General features: G+C 66.5%; 17 protein-coding genes. 10 read left to right on the forward strand and 7 right to left on the reverse strand.

The window, feature by feature from the left end; all coding sequences use genetic code 11:
- Positions 1-65 precede the first annotated feature (65 nt).
- Together DFQ14_RS04000 and DFQ14_RS04005 are read left to right on the forward strand one after the other, a co-directional pair.
- Positions 66-920 (forward strand): alpha/beta fold hydrolase, encoded by an 855-nt coding sequence (locus DFQ14_RS04000; RefSeq protein WP_158546648.1) that lies wholly within the window; start codon positions 66-68, stop codon positions 918-920.
- Positions 921-1065: 145 nt separating this feature from the next.
- Positions 1066-2469 carry an MFS transporter gene (locus tag DFQ14_RS04005; RefSeq protein WP_246195288.1) on the forward strand — a complete coding sequence of 468 codons (1404 nt, stop codon included), beginning with the start codon at positions 1066-1068 and terminating at the stop codon, positions 2467-2469.
- Positions 2470-2494: 25 nt separating this feature from the next.
- On the opposite strand, the gene DFQ14_RS04010 is transcribed toward DFQ14_RS04005, so the two are convergent.
- Positions 2495-4294: a PucR family transcriptional regulator gene (locus DFQ14_RS04010; RefSeq protein WP_114451703.1), complete on the reverse strand. Its 1800-nt coding sequence runs from the start codon at positions 4292-4294 to the stop codon at positions 2495-2497.
- 107 nt (positions 4295-4401) lie between these two features.
- Between DFQ14_RS04010 and DFQ14_RS04015 the strand changes: the two genes are divergently transcribed.
- A complete protein-coding gene (locus DFQ14_RS04015) occupies positions 4402-5841 on the forward strand; it encodes an aldehyde dehydrogenase family protein (protein ID WP_246195290.1) in 1440 nt (479 codons plus the stop codon).
- Complete coding sequence (locus DFQ14_RS04020) at positions 5841-6281, forward strand: GlcG/HbpS family heme-binding protein (protein WP_114451704.1); 441 nt, start codon at positions 5841-5843, stop codon at positions 6279-6281. Before DFQ14_RS04015 ends, DFQ14_RS04020 begins: the two co-directional genes overlap by 1 nt.
- A gap of 77 nt (positions 6282-6358) precedes the next feature.
- Here DFQ14_RS04020 and DFQ14_RS04025 read toward each other — a convergent pair whose 3' ends face one another.
- Together DFQ14_RS04025 and DFQ14_RS04030 are read right to left on the reverse strand one after the other, a co-directional pair.
- A complete protein-coding gene (locus tag DFQ14_RS04025; RefSeq protein ID WP_246195292.1) occupies positions 6359-6799 on the reverse strand; it encodes a RidA family protein in 441 nt (146 codons plus the stop codon).
- Positions 6792-8408, reverse strand: a complete 1617-nt coding sequence (locus DFQ14_RS04030) for a gamma-glutamyltransferase family protein (RefSeq protein WP_246195294.1) — start codon at positions 8406-8408, stop codon at positions 6792-6794. Before DFQ14_RS04030 ends, DFQ14_RS04025 begins: the two co-directional genes overlap by 8 nt.
- A gap of 244 nt (positions 8409-8652) precedes the next feature.
- Here DFQ14_RS04030 and DFQ14_RS04035 point away from each other — a divergent pair, with 244 nt between their 5' ends.
- The 5 genes from DFQ14_RS04035 to DFQ14_RS04055 all read left to right on the forward strand — a co-directional run bounded on the left by DFQ14_RS04035 (position 8653) and on the right by DFQ14_RS04055 (position 13245).
- On the forward strand, positions 8653-10269 hold the full coding sequence (locus DFQ14_RS04035; RefSeq protein ID WP_114451706.1) for a hypothetical protein: 1617 nt from the start codon (positions 8653-8655) through the stop codon (positions 10267-10269).
- A gap of 113 nt (positions 10270-10382) precedes the next feature.
- Complete coding sequence (locus tag DFQ14_RS04040) at positions 10383-11120, forward strand: iron-containing redox enzyme family protein (protein ID WP_114451707.1); 738 nt, start codon at positions 10383-10385, stop codon at positions 11118-11120.
- 89 nt (positions 11121-11209) lie between these two features.
- Complete coding sequence (locus tag DFQ14_RS04045; protein ID WP_114451708.1) at positions 11210-11551, forward strand: Rieske (2Fe-2S) protein; 342 nt, start codon at positions 11210-11212, stop codon at positions 11549-11551.
- Positions 11552-11578: 27 nt separating this feature from the next.
- Positions 11579-12793, forward strand: coding sequence for an NAD(P)/FAD-dependent oxidoreductase (locus DFQ14_RS04050; protein WP_114451709.1), 1215 nt, complete (start codon positions 11579-11581; stop codon positions 12791-12793).
- Between the two features lie 86 nt (positions 12794-12879).
- The gene (locus DFQ14_RS04055) at positions 12880-13245 is read left to right on the forward strand and encodes a Rieske (2Fe-2S) protein (protein WP_114451710.1); all 366 of its coding nucleotides are present in this window, start codon (positions 12880-12882) and stop codon (positions 13243-13245) included.
- Between the two features lie 30 nt (positions 13246-13275).
- On the opposite strand, the gene DFQ14_RS04060 is transcribed toward DFQ14_RS04055, so the two are convergent.
- Positions 13276-16119, reverse strand: a complete 2844-nt coding sequence (locus tag DFQ14_RS04060; RefSeq protein ID WP_158546649.1) for a TIR domain-containing protein — start codon at positions 16117-16119, stop codon at positions 13276-13278.
- 133 nt (positions 16120-16252) lie between these two features.
- The gene (locus DFQ14_RS04065; protein ID WP_114451712.1) at positions 16253-17161 is read right to left on the reverse strand and encodes a DUF4231 domain-containing protein; all 909 of its coding nucleotides are present in this window, start codon (positions 17159-17161) and stop codon (positions 16253-16255) included.
- A gap of 286 nt (positions 17162-17447) precedes the next feature.
- Between DFQ14_RS04065 and DFQ14_RS21775 the strand changes: the two genes are divergently transcribed.
- Positions 17448-17600, forward strand: a complete 153-nt coding sequence (locus DFQ14_RS21775) for a hypothetical protein (RefSeq protein WP_158546650.1) — start codon at positions 17448-17450, stop codon at positions 17598-17600.
- A gap of 48 nt (positions 17601-17648) precedes the next feature.
- Here DFQ14_RS21775 and DFQ14_RS04070 read toward each other — a convergent pair whose 3' ends face one another.
- Entirely contained in the window at positions 17649-19796 is a 2148-nt protein-coding gene (locus DFQ14_RS04070; protein WP_114451713.1) for a UvrD-helicase domain-containing protein, read from the reverse strand.
- Between the two features lie 311 nt (positions 19797-20107).
- Positions 20108-20653: a DUF3558 domain-containing protein gene (locus DFQ14_RS04075; RefSeq protein ID WP_147275563.1), complete on the reverse strand. Its 546-nt coding sequence runs from the start codon at positions 20651-20653 to the stop codon at positions 20108-20110.
- Between the last annotated feature and the right edge of the window lie 5 nt (positions 20654-20658).

The following is a 20658-nucleotide window of genomic DNA, read 5'->3' on the forward strand; positions in this document are numbered from 1 at the left end:
GGGCGAGCCGAGGATATCGCGCAATGCATCGGACCCGAGCACGGGCACTTCTCAGTGGAGGCGCTATGACGAGCACATCGGACGTCGAGTCACTGCGTATCGAAGTCAATGGGGTGGAACTCGCGGTGAGAATCGCGGGGTCGGGCCCGCCGGTGGTGCTGGTGCACGGATCGTTGGACGATCACCACGCCTGGGATCGAGTGGTCCCGTCTCTCACCGGCAAGCACCAAGTGGTGACCTACGATCGCCGAGGCCACAGCGGGAGCAGTTGCCCACCCGGTCAGGGCACGATATGGGAGGACGTCGAGGACCTGGCCGAGCTGCTGGGCGCACTCGAACTCGACGCCCCGCTGGTGGTCGGTCACTCGTACGGCTCGAGCACGACGTTGTTGCTCGGAGCCCGTCATCCCGACCTGACCGGTGGCTTGTTGGTGCACGAGCCGCCGCTGTTCGCTCTGCTGCGCGACAGGGAGCCGACCCGGCACCTGGCCGAGGAGGCCGGTGAACATCTGCGCCGTGCGGCCGCGCTCATCACCGAGGGAGCCGTCGACGAAGGGGTGCGGCATTTCGTGAACAATGCCGCATTCGGTCCCGGCACCTGGGAGCACGTGTTCACCCCGGAAATCCGGCAAACCTGCATCGCCAATGCCGACACGTGGCTGGACCAGTCCCGCGATCCACAGCGGCTTGCGGTCCGGCCGGAGTTGCTCGCCGATTATCCGCATCCGATCACGGTCAGCCACGGTGACGTGAGTCTGCCGGCCTACGCCCCGGTGGCCGAGATGCTCGCCGCCACGCCGCCACGCTGCCGCCGTCATGTCGTGGCCGGAGCCGGCCACGCGCCACACCTCAGCCATCCGGCGGTATTCGCCGAGCTGGTGCTGGATTGCGCACGGCAAACCAGTGCACGAAAGGTGTGATGGCAAAAAAGGGCCGACCGAGCAGGCATGGTGCCTCTGCACAGGATCGGAGAGGTCACATGTGCACACTGCCTCTGGCGGTCATGGCTCATAAGGCGGAGCCTGCGACTATGGTCTCGATCATGGCGCAGCAGAGGGGCACGGTGTGACGGCGGTGGAGCCGACTTCCCGGCGAGCATGGTTCGCGCTCGTGCCCCTGCTCATCGGCACGTTCACCGGTACCGTCAACAACAGCGTGGTCAACGTGCCGATGACCGAGATCCTGGCCGACTTCGACGTGTCTCTGGCCTACGGTGCTCTGGTCGTTGTCGCCTTCGTCCTGGCTTTCGCCGTGTTGATGCCTCTTTCCGGCTGGCTCGGTGATCGGCTTGGTCACCGCCAGGTCTTCTGCGCCGCAATGGTCCTGTTGGCGGTCGGTGCGGCCGGTGCGGCGCTCGCGCCGAGCCTGCCGCTGCTGGTCGCCTTCCGCGCCCTGCAAGGGGCCGCGACCGCTGCGGTCCTGCCCGGGGTCATGGTGCTGATCGCGGCGATGTTCGGCCCGGGGAGCCGAGGCCGCGCACTGGGATTCTGGGCCGGCGTCAATGGCGCCGGACAGGCGGCCGGGCCCGCTCTCGGCGGCCTCCTCGCGGACTGGGTCGGGTGGCGGGCGATTTTCTGGCCCACGATTCCGTTGGCGCTGCTCGCGCTGGTGATGGCTCTCCGGCTCGTGCCTCGGGGCTCGGCTCGGCCGATTCCGCTCGAGTGGCGTGGCGCGCTGCTTCTGACGCTGAGTGCCGCTCTGTGTCTCGGTTCCGCGAGTCTCGTCGGGCCGTTGGGCCTCTCCTCTGTGGCGGTGTGGATCACTGCCGCCGGCGGCGTGTGTGCCGGTATGGGGTTCGTCCGGGTGGAATCGGGGCGTCGGGATGCTTTTCTGCCTCCGGGGCTGTTGCTGGAGCCGCGCTACCTCCGGTCGTCGATCGCTGTCCTGACCCAGATGTTCTGCCTGGGTGCCACCTTGCTGGGTGTGCCGCTGTATGTGACACAGCGCCACGGCGTGGCGACGGCTACGGCGGGACTGCTGGTACTGGCCATGCCTCTCGCGATGGCTGCTCTGGCTCCTCTGGCAGGGCTTGCCACGGAACGATTGACACCGCGCATCGCACTGCGCACCGGCTTGGTCGCTCTTGTCCTGGGGCAGGTGGTGCTCACTGTCCAGCTCGGAATCGGTCGCCCCCCGGATGTGCTCGTGATCGTCAATCTCGCGGTGGTCGGTGCCGGCGTCGCATTCGTGCAGACTCCGGCAGCCGCGGGGTCGACACGTTCCCGAGCCGGTCAGCGCGGGTCCGGCCTGGGTCTGTTCAATCTGCTCCGCTTCGGAGGGTCCGCGCTCGGCGCGTCCTGGGTCGGTGCGGTCGCCGGCCCCGATTCGTCCTATGGGCTCGTCTTCGGGGTCTGCACCGGCATCGCGGTGCTTGGCCTGGTTGGTTCCTTCGCCGGACGCGATACGGCAGTGGTGTCGAAAGCCGGGGAAGCCGAGGCGCCCTCCGCTGAGGCCGCTGCTTTCCGCTGACCGACTCCCGGCCGTGGGGCGTGATTCACTCCGTCGGCGGTGTGAGCTCGTTGTCGAGGGCGCTGTGCACCTCGCTGAGCGTGTCGATGTGGCTGGCGAGCCAGACCATGAATTGCGTCTCGGACATCCGCACATCCATTTGCAGTGCTCGCGAAGCCCGTTCCAGCTTGTAGAGCATGGTGTTGCGATGCAGCTGTAGTCGTCGGGCGGCGGCGTTGAGGTTGCCGGATTCCTTGATGTAGGCGAGAACGATCTCTTCGAGATTGCCGGTCTGTCCGTCGGCTCGGCGCAGCGGTTCGAGCAGTTCCGTCGCGAATGTTCGGCCGGGCTTGCTGTCGGCGATCTCCTGAATCGCTGCGAACACGCGCAACTCGTCGTAACCGCAGACGGACGGCACGGTGACTCGCTGTCCGAGAGCCACTGTCGTACGTGCCTCGCGGTAGCTGTCCGCCACGCCGGCCGCACCCGTACCGCCGCGTCCGTAGACAATGCGCACTCCGTCACCGAGGCGAGTACGCATCATCCGGCTCAGCTGCTCGGCGAAGTGGCGCAGGGCCCGGCTCTCGGCGAGTGCTTCGCCACGTTGTGGAGGAATGGAGTCCGGCAGCTGGCGGACGACCACGATCATGGAGCCGATCTGGGTCGTGAGGGTGAGCATGTCGACGTTCGGCTCCAGCTCCGCGGCGGCTCTGGTGGCCGCGGCGGCTCGGGACACGTCCGGCCTGCGCTCGGGATCCATGTCGTGCAGGGTCACGACGAAGACGGCGAAACGCCCCTCCGGATCGAACCGGTAGTGCCGGGAGCGAGCGGCGAGTTCGTGTTGATCGGTGAATCGTCCGTGGAGCAACGCGTCCACGAAGTCGTCGCGTGCTCGCTCTTCGGCCTCGTGTACCGAACGCTGCCGCAGCAATTCCGAGCCGGCGAGTGTCGCCCCCTGCTCGGCGATGACGCTGTGCTGGGCGAGGTCGTGCTCGTCTGCGGGCCAGACCGGCTCCACGATCGCGACGAGACCGTACGGATCACCTGCGACCGTCACCGGCGCCACGACCGCGTGCGTGGGGTGGTCCTGTGATCCGAGTGCGGCGGTGTGTGCGTGTGGCACGGTCCCATTGCCCGAGGCCGCGGCCCGATCCTGCCCGTTCCGGGTGATCAGCCGGGTCACGATGGCGGGGTCGACGTCGACGGGGGGCTCTTCTGTTTCCGTGGCGCCGGCATGGGCCAGTACCTCGCCGTCCGCGCCGAAGAGGAGCACCGGGGTGCGGGACAAATGCGACATGGTGCGCGCCATCGCGGCGAGTCCGGAACCCCGAGCGAAGACTTCTCCGAGAGCTTGGTGCACCCGCATGCTGTACTCGAGTACATGCGCGCTCTGCGCGAGCACCTTGGTGGCCACCAGATGCCCGATCCGTCGGAAGGTGGCTTCCTGGCCGAGCGCGAGCAGCGGGATCGAGGTGGTGTCCGCCGAGCGGGCAGCGGCATCCAGACCGGTCTTGATGCCATTGTCGGGCCAGGCGAGTACGGCGGAGGCACCTCGCTGGGCGAGTCGGGTCATCAGGGACTGCGCCCGATCGCCGGTGGCGAAGTGACTGTTCGGGACATGAATGGCGACTCCGGCGAGATCGCAGCCCTTGTTCCGGGCCGGGAACGAGCTTGTGCCATCCACTTCGGACAACGGCAGGCACCAGGTCACGCCATTGGCGAGACCGGAGCGCCCGCCGACCAGGCAGCCGCGCAGCAACGGCTCGGCCAGCAGCATCTCCACCGTGACGTGCGGTTCGGAGTCGGTGCGGTCACCCGCATACGAGGAAGCGGATTCATGTGCCATTTGCCCATATCCTCCTCGAATTATCGTGCAGATCATATGGTGTCACGGCGGTCGCTTCAATGGTCAACTTTTCGGTACCGGATATCCATCCCGTGCTGAGGAGAATGATGAGCCAGGCGATCGGGGAGATGAAATCAACGGTGGCGAGCACGTCCTTCTGGTCGGTGAATCCGGCGGTACCGGGCCAGGTGGGGCGCGAGTTCACCGCTGCCACTGTCGACCAGGTGCGCGATGCGGTACGCACGGCAAGGGCTGCTGCCCCCGAATGGGCTGCCACTCCACCGGGTCGGCGCGCCGCCGTCTTGTCCGGGGTCGCCGACGAGTTGACCGCTCGCACTTCCGAACTCGCACTGCTGATCACACGTGAGGAGGGCAAGACACTCGCTGCCGCTACCGGTGAGGTGGGCAAGGCCGCCGAGCAGTTCCGATTCGCAGCGCAGCTTGCCCACCAGGTGGAGGGCAGCACGTACCCGCAGGAAAGTCCGGGTACGTTCGCCTACACCCTGCGGTCCCCGCTCGGTGTCGTCGTCGCGATCACGCCGTGGAACTTTCCGGTGTCACTCGCGGCCCGCAAGATCGCTCCCGCTTTGGCCGCCGGAAACGCCGTCCTGTTCAAGCCTTCCCGGGTGACTGCCGGTGCGGGTGAGATTTTCGCCGAGGCCTGCCATGCCGCCGGTGTCCCCGAGGATGTGCTGGCTCTCGTCCAGGGTGACGATCGTGCGGCGATGGACGCCCTGGTCGGGGGCCCCGAGATCGATGCTGTGTCTTTTACCGGTTCCGACGCCGTCGGCGAATTGCTGCGGGGCACCACGAACGCGCGAGCGCGGCTGCAGTTCGAGTTGGGTGGCCACAATGCCGCGGTTGTGTGCGCCGATGCCGACCTCGCTCGTGCCGCGCGTGCCGTGGCTTCCGGCGCATTCGAGCTCACCGGGCAGGCGTGCACCGCCACGGACCGCGTACTGGTGGAGCAAGACGTCTACGACGATTTCGTGACGTTGCTGAGCCAGGAGGTCCGGGGGATGCGTGTCGGCTCGGGCGAGGATCCTGCCAGCAGGGTGGGGCCGGTGGCGACCGCGGCCCAGTACGAGCGTCTGAGCGCGCTGCTCGACTCCGCTGCCGGTGCGGGGACGGTGGCCGGCCAGGCCGAACTGGATCCCTCCGTCGACCCCGATGGCTACTGGGTGCTGCCGACGGTACTCACCGACGTGCCTGCGGAGCATCCGCTGAACACCGACGAGATCTTCGGGCCGCTGCTGTCGGTCGTACCGGTCGATTCCGTCGAGACCGCCACGGCGAGGGTGAACGCCTCCGCCCACGGCTTGGTCACCGCCCTCCACACGACCGATCTGCGCCGGGCACATCGCTTCGCTCACCAGGCGACCTGCGGGATCGTCAAGATCAACGAGCGCACGACCGGCAACGGGCTCGCACCACCTTTCGGTGGCTGGAAGGCCTCCAGTTCCGGGGCTTTCCCCGAGGGAGGGCGTACAGCGCTCGATTTCGTCACCGACACCAAAACCGTGTACTTCGGATACGAGGAGACCTGATGCTGACCGTTCACCGCCTGACCCTCGACGAGGCGCTCACCATCCTGCAGGCCGCGGAGAAGGAGGCCGAGCGGATCGGTGTCAAGGAGACGATCTGCGTCGCCGATGATGGTGGCCACGCGATCGCCCTGCATCGCATGACCGGCGCCCGACTGACGGGGGTGGACATCGCGACCGCCAAGGCGTTCACGGCGGCCGGGCATGAGCGCGCCACCCACCTGTTCAACGAGCCTCCGAACGGGCCCGCACTGCCGGGCAACGAAGCATTCGGCATCAATCAGATGCATCCCGGCAAGTTCGCCACCTTCGTCGGTGGGTTCCCCCTCGTCTACAACGGCAATGTCGTCGGTGGTGTGGGAATCAGCGGCGGCAATGGGGAACAGGACAAGGCCGTGGGAGCCGCGGCGCTGAAGGCGTTCGAGGAGAGCGTGGCCGACTGACGGCTCTCCGGGACCACATCGAGCATCACCACCGGAAAGAAGTCCGGGGTGATGCTCGCTGTGTTGTGTTCGCCGACCTACGGCGGTGTTGATACGGCGGCGGTGAGTTCGACCTCCACCGGCGCACCGGACGGCAGGGATCGGACGCCGATCGCGCTGCGCACCGGCAGTGCTGCGGTGTCCGTGTGCTCGGCGATCGCCGCTGTCGCACCGTCGGCGACCGCCGACAATTCCCGGAATTCGTCCGTGCAGGCCACGAACACGCTCAGGCGCAGACAGCGTTCGATTCGTTCGAGGCCGCCTGCCGCGCCGGTGATCGCCGCCAGGGCGTTTCGCGCAGCGATGGCCGCCGCGGACTGCGCCGCTGCGACATCGAGGTCCCGTCCGACGATGCCGCGAACGGCGAGTTCACCGTGCACGCGCGGGGTCATTCCGGCACTGAAAGCGATCCCCGCGTGCACGAGAGCCGGGCCGTAGGTTCCCTGCGGGGCAGGAGCTTCGGGCAATGGTTCAGGCACCGAGAGCCACCCCTTCCTGGCGTGAGTCCGCGCCGCCACGGAGGCATCCGCGCGCGGAGTCGGCCGAGATGACGAGGGCACTGCCACCGGCATCCCAGGGCCCGTCGACGCGTACTGCGTGGCCACGGTGCCGCAGGCGTTCCAGCACCGTGTCACCGAGTCGGGATTCGCACCGTACTTCCTGGGGACTGCCGAGAACATCGGCGTCGCTGCCGGGGAACACGGTGAAGCGGGGAGCGTCGACAGCTTGTTGCGGGTCACATCCGTGGTCGATGAGGTGGGAGAGAAGTTGCATGTTCCACTGCACCTGACCATCGCCGCCCGGTGTGTTGCCGACATGCAGGAGATCGCCGGCTTCGTCGGTGACGATCCAGGCGTTGAGGGTGTGCAAGGGTCGCCGGCGCGGAGCCACCGCGTTGGGGTGCTCCGGTATCGAATAGGCACCCCGGCCCAAACGGTTGTTGAGCAGTACACCGGTTCCGGGCACCGACAGGCGTGCACCGAAGGTGAAGGCCAGCGAGTGAATCAGGCTCACTGCCCGCCCTTCCGCATCGACGGCGACCATGGAGGTGGTGTCCCCGTCAGGGGCGCCGACGGGTCCGGTCGGGGCATTGTCGAAGGCGATGCGGTCCCGAGCGGCCGCGATCGCCGACGACTCCATCGTCGCCCGCCAGGAATCCGTGTCGCTGCCGCAGTGCTGTACTCGGTCGGCGAAGGCGGTGTTCGCGGCACCTGCCATGACATGTACGGCTTCCGCGTCCAGCCAGGGCATTCCCGCGATCCACCGATCACAGATCGCAGCCTGCTGCAGCACCATCCACCCCGGTGTCGGCAGCGGTGTCTGGTGCACGATGTGGCCCCCGTATCGGCCGAACAGCGCCGGTTCCGGCACCACTCGTCCGCAGGCGGCCCACTCGTCACCGCTGAACGGTGCGCCACCTGCCTGCAGCGTTGCAACCGCTTGCTCGGCGAAGTCGCCCGTGTAGAAGGACGCGGGGTTCTTGGCCAGCGTGCGCAGTGTCGCCGCGAACTCGGGGTGGTGCAGGCGCCGGCCCACCTCGGGAATCCGGCCGTCGGGAAGCAGGACCCCGGCGGCTCCGGGATCCCGGCCGAGCACATCGGCATGGGCCGCGATGTCCGCCCGTGTCTTCGCGGTACACGGAACACCCCGCTCCGCGGCCTCCGTCGCACGCCCCCACAGGGCGGAAAGTTCGCGCGTCGCGCCGTGGGCGTGCAGCGCCGCAAGGCCTGCGACGGCACCCGGTACCGCCACGGCCAGCGCCCCCTCGAGAGGGACTGCGGTCAACTCCCGGGACGAGTAGAAGTCGAGATCGCCGCCATCGGGGCCGAAGCCACTGCCTCCCACGGTCCGGACCGAACCGTCCGGTTCCCGTACCACGGCGAAGGCGTCACCGCCGAGGCCGCACTGTCCCGGCAACACGAGCCAGGACATCGCGGCCATGGCGAGCGCGGCATCAACGGCGTTGCCGCCGTCGGCCAGGATGTGTGCCCCGGCAGCGCTGACAGCAGGATGGCTGGAGGACACCATCCCTTCGCCGGCGAGGACAGCTGGGCGTTGGGGGCCGATTTCCTGTTCACGGACGCTCATTCACCCGAGTCTGCAGCGATTCCGGCATCACTTGCCATGGGCGAATTGCCCTGCCCGCCCTTTCCTCCATGGGCGACGTGCACACGAAGTATCCCGGGATTTCCGGTGTCAGTATGCACAACCCCCGGCGGCCGGAATGTGCACGGGTCTCGTTGATTCACGGCCTCCGAATGGTGAATCGTGCCCAGCCATCCGTGCCACGTGGCGCCGGGATGAAACCCGAGCGCCTGAAGGGAAGGCGCACATGGAGGTTACAGCTGCACATTGGGTGTATCTGGCGGGGGTCGTGGTCATCATTGCCGTGATGATCATGCGCAAGAACGTCGTTGTTCCGGCTGTCGCGGCGACGTTCTTCACGGCCTGGGTCTTCACCGGAAGTCTTCCGACGGGGCTCTCCTCCGTCTTCAATGCGAGCCTGGTCGCCGCGTCGGAGTTGTTCAGCATCTTTCTCATCATCGCCTTGATCACTGCTCTGCTCGGATCGCTGCGAGCTCTCGAGGCGGACAAACGCATGATCATGCCATTTCAGCGGATCATGCGAAACGGGTCACTGGCCTTCGTCATCGTGTTCGCGGTGACCTACGTGATCAGTTTGTTCTTCTGGCCGACACCGGCGGTGCCGTTGATCGGTGCGATTCTGTTGCCGGCCGCGATCCGGGCGGGACTGCCTGCGATGGGCGCGGCGATGGCGATGGCGATCGCCGGGCAGGGCATGGCTCTTTCCAGTGACTACGTCATCCAGGTCGCTCCGGGGTTGTCGGCGGTCTCCGCCGGTGTGGACACGGGTGCCGTGACCGATCGAGCCATGCTTCTGTCGCTCATCACCGGTGGAGTCGCCATCGTTCTGGTGTTCATCAGGGTGCGTGGTGCGATCGCTGCTCCGAGCGAGGCGCATTTGACCCGTTGGGAAAACACCGCCGAGGACGGCACGCTGCACACCGCACAGAACGGTGGCGAGGGCTCCGCGGATGACACGGTGCTCTCCGAAGAGGCTCCCGCCCGACGTGCCGGAGCCGACAGCGGCGACGGGACCGTCGTGGGGACGGGCGACGAAGCTCGACATGGCGATCGGGTGCCCACCAGCGGCAAGGACGATGCGCCGACGCTGTCCCGCGTTCCGGCGGGCGACGTCACCCTGCAACAAGGACGTATCGCCACGCGGTCGAAGACCTTCGCGATCCTCGTGCCCGTCATGTTCGCCGCCCTCGTCGGCTACATGCTCCTGGGCAAGTTCACCGGCCTCGTCGAGGAGACCTCGGGCGGGGATGCCGCCGGCCTGGTCGGCGGTACCGCAGCGCTTCTCCTGCTGGCGGTGACCATCACCAGTGACGGTCGCGGTTGTCTGGAGACGTCGGCCACGCACGTGGTGGACGGTCTCGTCTTCGCGTTCAAGGCGATGGGCATCGTCATCCCGATCGCGGGCTTCTTCTTCATCGGCAACGCCGACTTCGCAGGGCGGATCATGTCGCTGAGCGAGGACGCTCGGGCACCGGGATTCCTTCTCGACCTCGTGTCCCGGGCGCAACATGCCATCCCCGAGTCCCCCGTGGTGATGGGCATCGGAATCCTCCTCGTCGGCATGGCCACAGGACTCGACGGATCCGGTTTCTCGGGACTACCGCTGACCGGGTCGCTCGCCGGAACGATGGGCTCGGTTTCGGAGGTGGACATCGAGACGCTGGCTGCCATCGGCCAAATGGGCTCCATCTGGACCGGTGGCGGCACACTCATCGCCTGGTCCTCACTGCTTGCGGTGGCAGGCTTCGCCAGAGTCCCGGTCATCGAATTGGCCCGCCGTTTGTTCCTGCCGGTCGTCACCGGCCTCACCGTCGCCACGGTGGCGGGTGTCCTCCTCTTGTGAACCCCCGTGGTCACTGTGCACACATTCTCCGACGTTTCCTGTGCCGAATAACCCTAAGAACACGACATGTCCCCGCCTAATATATCCATCGGGGATCACGGAAGGAGAAACCGATGACCGAAGTACTCACCCGGGATACCGAACTCCTGTCCAAGGAGGATTTCCGCACCGCTCTCGAAGACGCCATCAAGGGGCGCGAGGCAAAGGACGCGTCATTCAGCACGGCATGGGCGGAAGGTAAACTCACACGCGAGCACTTCGCCCGCTGGGCGGAGAATCACTACCACTATGTGGGGCCGTTCGCGGACTACCTCTCCTACATCTACGCGAACATCCCCGAACAATTCAGTTTCGCCAAGGACTTCACGCTGCAGAACATGTACGAGGAGGAATTGGCCGACGTCCGGCACACCGACCTTCTCATCAAGTTCGCCGAAGCGTGCGGTACGACGCGGGAGCGCGTCGAGGACCCGAGGAACATGAACCCGGTGACTCGCGGTCTGCAGTCGTGGTGCTACGCCATCGCGATGCGCGAGAACTTCGTGGCCGCCACGGCGGCGCTCGTCGTCGGTCTCGAGTCTCAGGTACCGAGCATCTACAAGAAACAGATCGTGCCGCTGCGCGAGTCGTACGGCTTCACCGAGGACGAGATCGAGTTCTTCGAGCTGCACATCACCTCGGACGTCGTACACGGTGAGCGCGGGTATCAGATCGTGCTCGACCACGCCGACACGCCGCAACTGCAGCAGCGCTGCTTGCAGCTGGTCCGCTGGGGTGCCGAGATGCGGTTTGCCTACACCCGGGCTCTCTACGACTACTACGTGGCCCCCGACCTCGAGGGCAGCAAGTAGTCATCCACCGACGGCGGGGAGGCGGGGCTGCCCCTTCCCGCCGTCGCTGTTTTTCGGACGTGCAACGGATTCGGTGTGGGGAGAGCGCGATGTCCGAGTGGGTTCATGTGGCGCACCTCGAGGAATTGACCCGGGGACGCAAGAAGGTCGTCACGGTCGGCAGTGAGGAGATCGCCCTGTTCCTGGTCGGCGATCGCGTGTACGCGCTGCACAACGTGTGCCTGCACAAGCAGCGGTCCCTGGCCAAGGGCACCGTGTTCAACGGTCGAGTGGTCTGTCCCGGTCACCAGTGGGCTTTCGACCTCGAAACGGGCTGGGAGGAGGAGAAGGAGGAGTGCCAGCCGACCTACGAGGTCAAGGTCGAGGGCGACTCGGTGCATGTCATCCCGCAGCGCCGGGTCCTCACCGAAGCCCCGGCTGTTCGCGACTAGTTGTCCGCTCCACGGAGGGAGAGCGCCATGCCTCACACAGTTGTCACCATCGGTGCCGGCCAGGCTGCGGCTGTCGCCGCCCGCACGCTGCGGCGCCGCGGCCACGACGGCCCGATCGTCCTCGTCGGCGACGAGAAGTACCGCCCGTACCAGCGTCCTCCGCTGTCGAAGGAGTATCTCTCCGGCGAGCAGGAACCGGAGGACGGTTTCCTGCTCGACGAGCAGTGGTGTGCCGATCACGACATCGAACTGCGCCTCGGTGTCCGTGCTGCTCGGCTGGATACGACGCAGCAGTGCGTCGAGCTGGAGGACGGGAGCCGAATTCCCGGCGACGGGATTCTCATCGCCACCGGATCCCGGGCCCGCCGCCTTCCGGGAGTGGAGGGCGATCGCATTGTTTACCTGCGCGATCTCGATGATGCCGCGCGGCTGCGTGGATATCTCCAACCGGGCAGCCGAGTCGTCCTCGTCGGTGCCGGCTTCATCGGCTCGGAGGTCGCCTCGACCGCACGCTCCGCAGGCGCGGATGTGACCATGCTGGAGCAGCTCGATGTTCCGCTCGAACCGGTTCTCGGACGCGAGATGGGGGAGGTCTGCGCGCGTCTGCACCGTGACCACGAGGTCGATCTGCGCACGGGTGAGGTGGTGGAATCCGTGACCGAGACACCCGACGGCGTCACCGTGCGGACCCGGCGCGGAACCGTCGTCGACGGCGACGTCATCGTCATCGGCATCGGCACGGTGCCCAATATCGAGGTGGCCGAGCGGTCCGGTATCGCCGTCGACGATCACGGAGTGCTCGTCGACGAGTACTGCCGCACGAATATCGACGGGGTGTTCGCCGCAGGGGACATCACCAGCCACTGGCATCCCCTGTTCGGGCGCCGACTCCGGGTCGAGCACTTCGACAACGCCAACAAGCAGAGCATGGCCGCCGCCAAGAACATGCTCGGTCGCACGACGGTGTTCGACGATCCGCACTGGTTCTGGTCGGATCAGTACGATCTCAGTCTCCAGTATGCGGGCCATGCCGAGCGGTGGGACGAGGTGGTCGTCCGTGGCTCGGTGGAGGCCCTCGACTTCGTCGCGTTCTACCTGGATGCCGGTGTCGTCCGTGCGGCTTTTTCCGTGGAACGTGGTGCGGAGATGTATCTGGCCAAGGAGCTCATTGCCGCGCAGGCGAGGGCGGACCCGGCGAAGCTGCGCGACGAGGACATCGACCTTGCCGCGCTCGTGTCCTGAGCGGCTCCGACCTTTTTTCGATACTCGGGCATTACCGTCAGCGCCTTCACCATCCCTGGTGGCGCTCTCATCGAGGGAGTTTTTCCGTGGACTACGTTCGGGTGGCACGTTCGGGGCAGGTTCCCGACAAGACGGTCCGTCGTTTCTTCGTCGACGATGTCGAGCTGGCCGTCGCGCGCTGGGAGGGAACGATCTACATCACCTCCAACTACTGCACTCACCTCGACTGCCTGCTGTCGAGCGGCAGGGTCACCGATGACGGGCTGCTGTGTTCCTGCCACGGCAGCGTCTTCGACTTCGAAACCGGGGAACCGTTGGCTCCACCGGCCAAGAAGCCGATCCGGCTCTACCCCGCCTACGAGGAGGACGGGGAGATCTACGTCGGCCTCGATCCCGAGGCGATCGCCGACGGGGGGCCGCGTCGTAGGAAGCGGCTGCAAACCGACGGGTAGGGGCGGGAGTTCGGCACCGTCGCAGCCCGCTCATCGATGACATGTGAGGTCATCGGGTGCTTCGGTGCCGATGATGTCGCGCCACTCGCCCGCCGTGAGGCCACGGCCTGCTGTTGCGCAGGCGGTCCGTAGCCACGCGGCTTCGTCGAATCGCCATCGGACGAGCTTGCCGCCGGAGGTGGCGGTCAGCAGGTCACCGCTGGAAGTCGAGGTGAGTGCCGTGGCACTCCATGGACTGATCAGAGAGCCCCGCGTCATCGGAGGCAGGGAGAAAGAGCCCAGTATTTTTCCGGAGGTGAGGTTGGCGATGACCGTGGTGCCGTCGGCCCGCAGCCGTGCGACCAGGTTGGTTCCTGCGAGCGGAGCCAGGGAACGGGTGTATCCGGTATCGCCGGGAAAGGAACGAAGCTTGGTCGTTCCACGGAGGTCCCACACTTCAAGTGTTCCATTGTCGCGCTGGACGAGGAGGTTCTTGCTGCTGAAGGCGACGGCACTTGCCTGTTGCCCGGGCAATTGATGCGACTGCTCGGTCTCGGTGTCGATCACCGTCACGAAGCGGTCCGGACTGCCCTGGGAAGCGCTATCGCTTTTGCGGTCTTGTATCACGGCGACCATGCGGGCATCCTTGCTCACTGCTGCAGAACCTCGTTGCCCGGTCAGTATTTCCTCGATCCCAGATCCGCTGGCAATGGTGCGTACTACCTGACCGTTTTCAGCGTCCCGAACGTGGACGCCGCCCTTGTAATCGACCAGAACGAGACGCTCCCCATCGGCTGTGACACGTCCGTCTATGATCGGGCTGTCCCCGGCTGCCGGCCACCGTGCGGTGACCTGCCCTGCGGTGACGACTGTCGCAGCGCCTCCCCTGCCGATGAGGAACAGGCGGGAGCCATCGGCGCTCCACACCGGGAGAAGGTCGCGCCCCTCGACATCCAATTTCCTGCGCTGAGGTTCTGCGGAACTCAGGTCATGGACAGCAGGCCGGTCACCGTCGCCGGAGACCACGGCTATGCGTTCCGCACCGGAGGTCACAGCGAGCCGTGGCGGCCCGCCCGCGTTGCTGGTCGACGGCATGTCCAGAGCCGGTCCCCGACTCAGGCGAGACCACTGGTGCGGGTTCCACAGCGTCAGAGTCTCATCGGCGGCTGATACGAGCATGGGACCGTTTCCCAGGAAGGTGATCGCATCCACGTGCCCGTGGCCGGTCAGTGCCGTGTCAACGTGCACATGTCCGGTCTGTGCCAGTTCATACGTGTTCTCCCGTAGCTCGATGAGATGAAATGCTCCGCCTCCGGCGGCCGCAGCGTAGGTGCCGTCATTGCTGATGATGAGGTGCTCCGGTTGCTCAACCGGAACGTTGACGGTGTCCGTGAGACCGTCCTCGGGCGTACCGCGAGTGGCGGTCGTGGTGATGTCGCCGTATTTGATGTAGCCGAATCGACTGGCATCTTGGGAGAACCCCCCGAGGAAACTTCCTGCGGGAGTAAACCCCGGTCTCTCCAGGCTTGCTGATTCCTCCAGACTTTCCATGGAGAAACGACGCCATTGCCCGCTGGGACCGACGAGGGCCAGCGTCGAATCATCGGGCATGCCCAGCGCATCCCAACCGGACCCGTACGAGTTCCACCCGATCTTTTTCCGGTGCAGCTGCTTTCCGGTCCGAGTGTCGACCAGAGAGAGGACGGAAGACCCGGAAGGCTGCCGACTCTCACCCGAATCCGACTGTGTGGCCAGGATTTTGCCGGAAGGCGGGAGAGCGACGGACCGGGCCTCGATATCGAGGGGACGCGTGGACTTTTCTTCGGTGGTGGTATCCCACAGGACGGTTGTGGATCCGTCCGCGGCGGCGATCGTTTGCCCGTCGGCGTCGACGGCGATGTCCACGACTGCTCTGTCGCCGACGGTGACCTCGGTGGAAGCGTTTCGGTTGATGTCCCAGCGCACCAATCGCCCTGTACGGGTTCCCGCCACCACGATGCTGCCGTCACGCGAGCTTGCCAGAGCTGTGACCGGTGCGCCGACAGGATGCTGGCGCACCAGGTGCGGACTGGCTGTGACCGCTTGGAACAGTGCGGAACGGCTCTGCGCGCTACGGTCCAGTCGGTACGCTTCAACGGCAAGCAACTGAGCCAGCCCCAGCTGTGTGTCCAAGTTGGCCACTGCGGTGGAGGCGAGCTGTCTGGCTGTGGCGATCCTGGCCTGAGTGCGTGCTTCGTTGCGCTGCACCATTGCGATTCCCCAGGCGACGAGGGCGAGCACCAGGAAGATCGCGAGCGCCGTCACCCCGGACCATGCGGTCCACATGGCCTTGCGGTGATGCCGAATGTGCTCGCCCACGATCTCGTCCTTCGCGACGCCACGAACGGCTGCCGCGATGTCGGCGACGCAATCCCGCACCGTCGGATTGGAGCGGTCTGCCTGCTCGGCATTGCGCAGGGATCGCATGTCGACCCAGCGCGGCTCCTCGTCGAACGCGCCGTGCAGTGCAGGAGGCACTGCTGTGCTGAGGTCTCGGTCCACATCCCGCCCCTGTTCGTCCCACACGAACTCGCCGCTGGTCACGACGAGAAGGATTCGATGCGGGGAGCGGTTCGCGAGCCACCACGAGACCTCATGGTTGACCCAGGGCGACTGTGCCGCCTCCGGTGAGGCCATCAGCACCAGCCACGTGGAGCCGGCCAGGGCTCTCTCGATCGACGACCACAGCCCCGGGCTGGCCGACAGGCTGACGTTGTCCCGGAAGACGCGGAGAGCGCGCATCCGGTACCACGGTTTCGCGAACCGTTCCAGTTCTTGCTGGATCGTGGGTGCCAGCTTTCCGTCCAGAGCATGGCTGTAGGAAATGAACGCGTCGTATCCTGCTGCCTCGGCCACGGATGCCCCCAGGGATCATTCGGGTCGACCGGGAGCACCGAGCATAATGATCTTCACGGAACGGCGGAAGACTCCGGGCGAGTGTGGAGCGCGTGCCGATCGCCGTAGGCTCCGAACCACCGTTCCACGGTGATTACCCTGCTTGCCCGCCGTGCGAGGAACGCCATGTGCTGTGTTCGCGGCTGACCGCTGCTTCGGCGTCGGCGACGGCGTTGGCCCACTGGTGCTCGTCGGTGCAGTGCCGGAGACGTTCCCGAGCCAGGGCGAGGTCGTGGGTGGCGACGATGTAGGCGTTGGCAGTGGTGGTGTGCTGCCGGGTCGCCGACCAGGCCGCGAATGCCGCCAGGGTGGCTGCGATGATTCCGGACAGGTCGAAGGTGATCGCGCCGAAGGCTTTGGCGAGTGCGGCGGCGACACCGGCGATTTCGAAGCTCAGCACGAGTGCCTGGTAGATGTCGGCTCGGCGTTGATGGAACACGGCCTTGTCGGCGTACCAGGATTGTTGTTCCTGAATACGTTCGGCGAGATACACCTTGCGCCGTTCCGGCAGGGAAGCAGCGCGCAGTTCCCGCATGCGTTCGCTGATCACCGCAGACAGTGTCGGCAGCAGCCGCACGGCTGCCAGGTCGCGGTGGAGCGCGCCCAAGCGTTCGATGAACATCCGGTCGGCTTCCGCCGCGTCCAGCGACCGGGGAAACGGTGCTCCCCCGGAGACGTAGCGCCAAGCGAGGGTCTTCGTCGATTCCGCCAGGGCCCGGCCCTGGTACCAGGCTTCGTTGGGTTTGCCGCGCAACACCAGCATGTCGATGCCGAGCGCGCTGACGAAGAACAGCGCTGTGCCCACTGCAGCGATGTCGGCCACGCCGACGGTGATCGTGATCGCCGCCGAGGTAGCCGCGAGTACCGACAGAACAAGACGTGCTCGGACAGCTCGCAGGTAGCTCCGCTGGCCACGCAGCGATGCCGCGTCCGCGGCCTGGAACAGTCCGGGGTAATCGTGGTGTTCCAGTGCCGATGTCGTGGACGACTCGGTTGTGCTCATTGCTGCTGTGGTCTCTCGCTCGGGGTTCGGAGTCGGCCGGAGGAGGGTCGGGACTGCTCGATCAGTCGTCCTCGACAAGCCGCGACTCTACCCGGTTTTTCAGCACGGATCGGGAGAATGCGTCGAGCGGCCTCCGGCGTTGTCGTCGAAGGCCGTCGGGGTGCGCACAGCGGGAGAGCACTGTCCACGCGGGATCGCTCGCCCGATCTTCTGATCTCGTCCCCACAGGGGCTCGGTGCACGCCACCGAGTCGACGGAGGCTTCGACGACATCCATCGTCCTCGGGATGCTCCTGCCGATACTCCTGCTCGGTTTGTCCGTGATGAGCTACCTCGTCGCCCGGAAGTATCTGCCCCCACGGCCCGACGTGCTCCGCAAGTACGGTCTGTCGGGTGTGGTGGTCGGACCACCGGCTCCTTCGAGCCCACCGCAGCACTGAGTTCTGTGGCGGCTGCCGCAATACGGACGGATTCCTTTCGAGTCGGCCCTACCCGGCGTCCAGCACGGGTTGCAGGAACTCGCTGGGCCGGCCGTGCCAGGTCACGCACAGGGAGTCGCGGGCGCGGGTGCAGGCGACGAACAGCAGGTTGCGTTCGGCCTGCAGGTCCTGCTGGTGCTGCTGTGCATCGACGGCTTCGTCGGTGACCGCGCTGGGCATGGGCACGGTGCGCTCGCCGACGTCGGCGACGAGCACGCAGCGGAACTCCAGCCCCTTCATCTTGTGCATCGTGCCGATCCGCACGCCGTCCTGACCGGCGTCGCCACCGAGTTGGGCCGTGCCGATCCCGGCGGCTTCCAGCCCGGCGGCGACGTCCTTGCCGAACTGGGAAGTCCGCGCGGCGATGCCGATCGTCTCGGCGGGAATCCCGGTGGCCAGCCATCCCCGCACGCGGTCGACGATGCCGGCGATCTCGGCGGTTTTGTCGTCGAAGGCCGCGGTTGCGGGGATCTCGCCGCGGAAGCTGGAGCGATAGCCGGCGAGGTCCTCCTCACCGCCGTCCATGTCGTCGGCGCGCTCACCCAGCAGCAGGGCGGTGCTCCACACCAGGATCTCCCGGGAGGTGCGGTAGTTGATGCGCAGCTTGGACGACCGCCCGGCCACGTGGATGCCGAGGCTGCGCAGCGAGGCCCTGTTGTCGTAGATCCGCTGGTGGGTGTCTCCGGCGATGAACAGGTCGTCGGTGCCGTGCTCGACGAGGGCGCGCAGCATGCGCCACCGCGAGGGGTGCAAATCCTGGGCCTCGTCGACGACGACGTGCCGGTACGGCTTGTCGGTGTGCTCGCGCAGGGCATGCGCGGCGGTGTCGGCGACCTCCTCGAACGTCCAGTACCCCTCCTCGCGGAGTTGGGCGGTGAACTCCGCGAACACCTCCCACAGCGCGTCCTTCAGCGTGGGCGGGAGTGCCTTGCCGCGCCCGCGGCGGTCGGCGGCGCGGTACTGCTCGGCGGTGGTGATCTCCTGGGCGAGCACCACCTGGCGCCATTCCTGGTCCAGGAACGACTCGGGCAGGTCGAGCTCGTGCTTGCGCAGCAGCCGCCGCCAGCGCACGAGCCGGTCGGTGCGGTCGATGATCGCCGGGATCTTGCCGCTGCCCTGGGGGATGTGGCGGCGGGCGATCACGTCGACGTTGACGACTTCGATGCGGGAGCGCACCACCGGGTCGGCGATGAGGACGTCGAGGTTGCGGGCGAGTTCCTCGGCGAGGTTCTTGGTGAAGGTGGTCAGCAGGATGGCGTTCTCGGGCAGGTCCGGGTTGCGGGCGAGGTGGTGGGCGCGGTGCAGGGCCACCACCGTCTTGCCGGTGCCCGCACCGCCGGTGATGCGCGCGGGGCCGCTGTAGGGCGCGTGCTCGGCGATGCGCCGCTGCGCCGGGTGCAGGAACACCCGCCACAGGTCGAAGGGCCATTCGAGGATGTCGGCGAGCTCCTCCGAGTCGTTGACCACGGCGATGTAGCCCTGGGAGCGCTTCATCGCCGCGGCGAGCTCGTCGGTGTCGCCGGTTTCCCCGGTGGAGGACTCGGGTTCCTCGGCGGGAAGGTGGTGCTGGGCGAGTTCCTGCCACACGGCTTCGGGGGTGAGCCCCGCGGCGAGTCCGGCCAGCGCGTCGTACTGCGTTTCCGGGATGAGGTTGCCGAGCGCGTCGAGCTCGTCGGCGCTGCGCAGCAGCCGGCACATGGTGCGGATGTCGTCGTCGATGCCGAGCCGGCTCAGGTCGGCGTCGGAGACGTGGTCGAACAGTTTCGCCGACGCTTCTGCCGGGGCGGAGTCGAGCCGGCGGAAGTTCTGCGTGGCGGTGGCGAGGGCGACGTCGTTGCGGACCTCGATGCCGCCGCTGAGCTTGTTCTCGGTGACGCGGCGGTTGCGTGCCCACTCGATGGCCTTGTCGTGCGGCAGCACGTTGAGCAGCAGGTAGCTGCTGCCGGAGTCGTGCGCGACGACCACGCCGCGCCAGAAGTCGGTGATGCGGATGGTCCGGATCTTCGAGTCCTTCGCCCCGGTGATCTTTTCCAGGTGGAGCCCGGCGTGGGTGTGGGCGTCGAACTTGCCGAAGACCTTGTCGACCCGGTCCCGCACGCTCTTGTCCAGCTTGGCGTACTGGGGCAGGAAGTCCCGGTGCAGACCGAGAGTGGCCACGCGGAGCTCCTTTCGCGCTACGGCAACCTGTCCCGACGGTGACACAGATGATCACGCATGTGGGTGATCGTGAGGGAATCGTTCACCGGGGCGCCGTGGGGGCGTCGGACGGGTGCTTTCCGGCGGCGGCAGGCGCCCGCGAGCCCGCAGCAGGGATCGGGAGCAGGCCGGTGCACGGGGAAGGGGACACCGGCCTGCGGCGGTCGGAGGAGACACCACTCGACCGTTGGCAGCACGCGGTGGAACACTCCCTCCGCCTGGAGAGCATGCTGTCCGAGGGTGAGCTGTCCCCTCGGACGTCGTTCTTTCTCTCAGTTGCCGAAGATGGTGGTTTCCACCATGGGGGCGGCTTTCTTGACCAGTTTGCAGGCTTTTCCGGCAGGTGCCGAGACGTCCACTGTGCTGTTCACCGACACCGAGGTGGCGTCCGAGGTCGCGAAGGCAAGTGAGCACTGATCTTTGTTCGGACGGACCAGTAAGGCCTTGTGTCCCTGGAAGGTTATCGAGGTCTTCTCATCGCCGGAGAAGTTGATCTCATCGAGTGCCATGTCCTTGTAGACGGACACGTTGATCAAATGGTCGCCTATATCCCATTTGCAGGTGGAGTCGTCGAACTCGCTGATGGCGCCTGGTCCGTTCAGTCCGAGTTGCTTCGCCTGGTGGGGGGTGAAGACCTCACAGGGTTTGACGTCGGCCAACGGCCGATCGGTGGATTGGTCCGGCTCCGACTGTGTCGGCTTCGGTGCGGCTTGACCCGGAATTTCGGTGTTGCCGGCGGAGTCGCCGCATGCCGACAGAACCAGTGCTGCCGTGGCGAGTACGGTCGCAGCGGACGAGTGCCGCATGTTCCTGTGCACTGTGA

The organism is Halopolyspora algeriensis, from assembly GCF_003337235.1.
Lineage (GTDB): Bacteria > Actinomycetota > Actinomycetes > Mycobacteriales > Pseudonocardiaceae > Haloactinomyces > Haloactinomyces algeriensis.

Coding starts and splice junctions, on each gene's coding strand:
- DFQ14_RS04010 (WP_114451703.1), bottom strand. CDS start 4,294: ATGGCACATGAATCCGCTTCCTCGTATGCGGGTGACCGCACCGACTCC.
- DFQ14_RS04030 (WP_246195294.1), bottom strand. CDS start 8,408: ATGAGCGTCCGTGAACAGGAAATCGGCCCCCAACGCCCAGCTGTCCTC.
- DFQ14_RS04050 (WP_114451709.1), top strand. CDS start 11,579: ATGCCTCACACAGTTGTCACCATCGGTGCCGGCCAGGCTGCGGCTGTC.
- DFQ14_RS04015 (WP_246195290.1), top strand. CDS start 4,402: ATGAGCCAGGCGATCGGGGAGATGAAATCAACGGTGGCGAGCACGTCC.
- DFQ14_RS04040 (WP_114451707.1), top strand. CDS start 10,383: ATGACCGAAGTACTCACCCGGGATACCGAACTCCTGTCCAAGGAGGAT.
- DFQ14_RS04045 (WP_114451708.1), top strand. CDS start 11,210: ATGTCCGAGTGGGTTCATGTGGCGCACCTCGAGGAATTGACCCGGGGA.
- DFQ14_RS04000 (WP_158546648.1), top strand. CDS start 66: ATGACGAGCACATCGGACGTCGAGTCACTGCGTATCGAAGTCAATGGG.
- DFQ14_RS21775 (WP_158546650.1), top strand. CDS start 17,448: ATGCTCCTGCCGATACTCCTGCTCGGTTTGTCCGTGATGAGCTACCTC.
- DFQ14_RS04020 (WP_114451704.1), top strand. CDS start 5,841: ATGCTGACCGTTCACCGCCTGACCCTCGACGAGGCGCTCACCATCCTG.
- DFQ14_RS04065 (WP_114451712.1), bottom strand. CDS start 17,161: ATGAGCACAACCGAGTCGTCCACGACATCGGCACTGGAACACCACGAT.
- DFQ14_RS04035 (WP_114451706.1), top strand. CDS start 8,653: ATGGAGGTTACAGCTGCACATTGGGTGTATCTGGCGGGGGTCGTGGTC.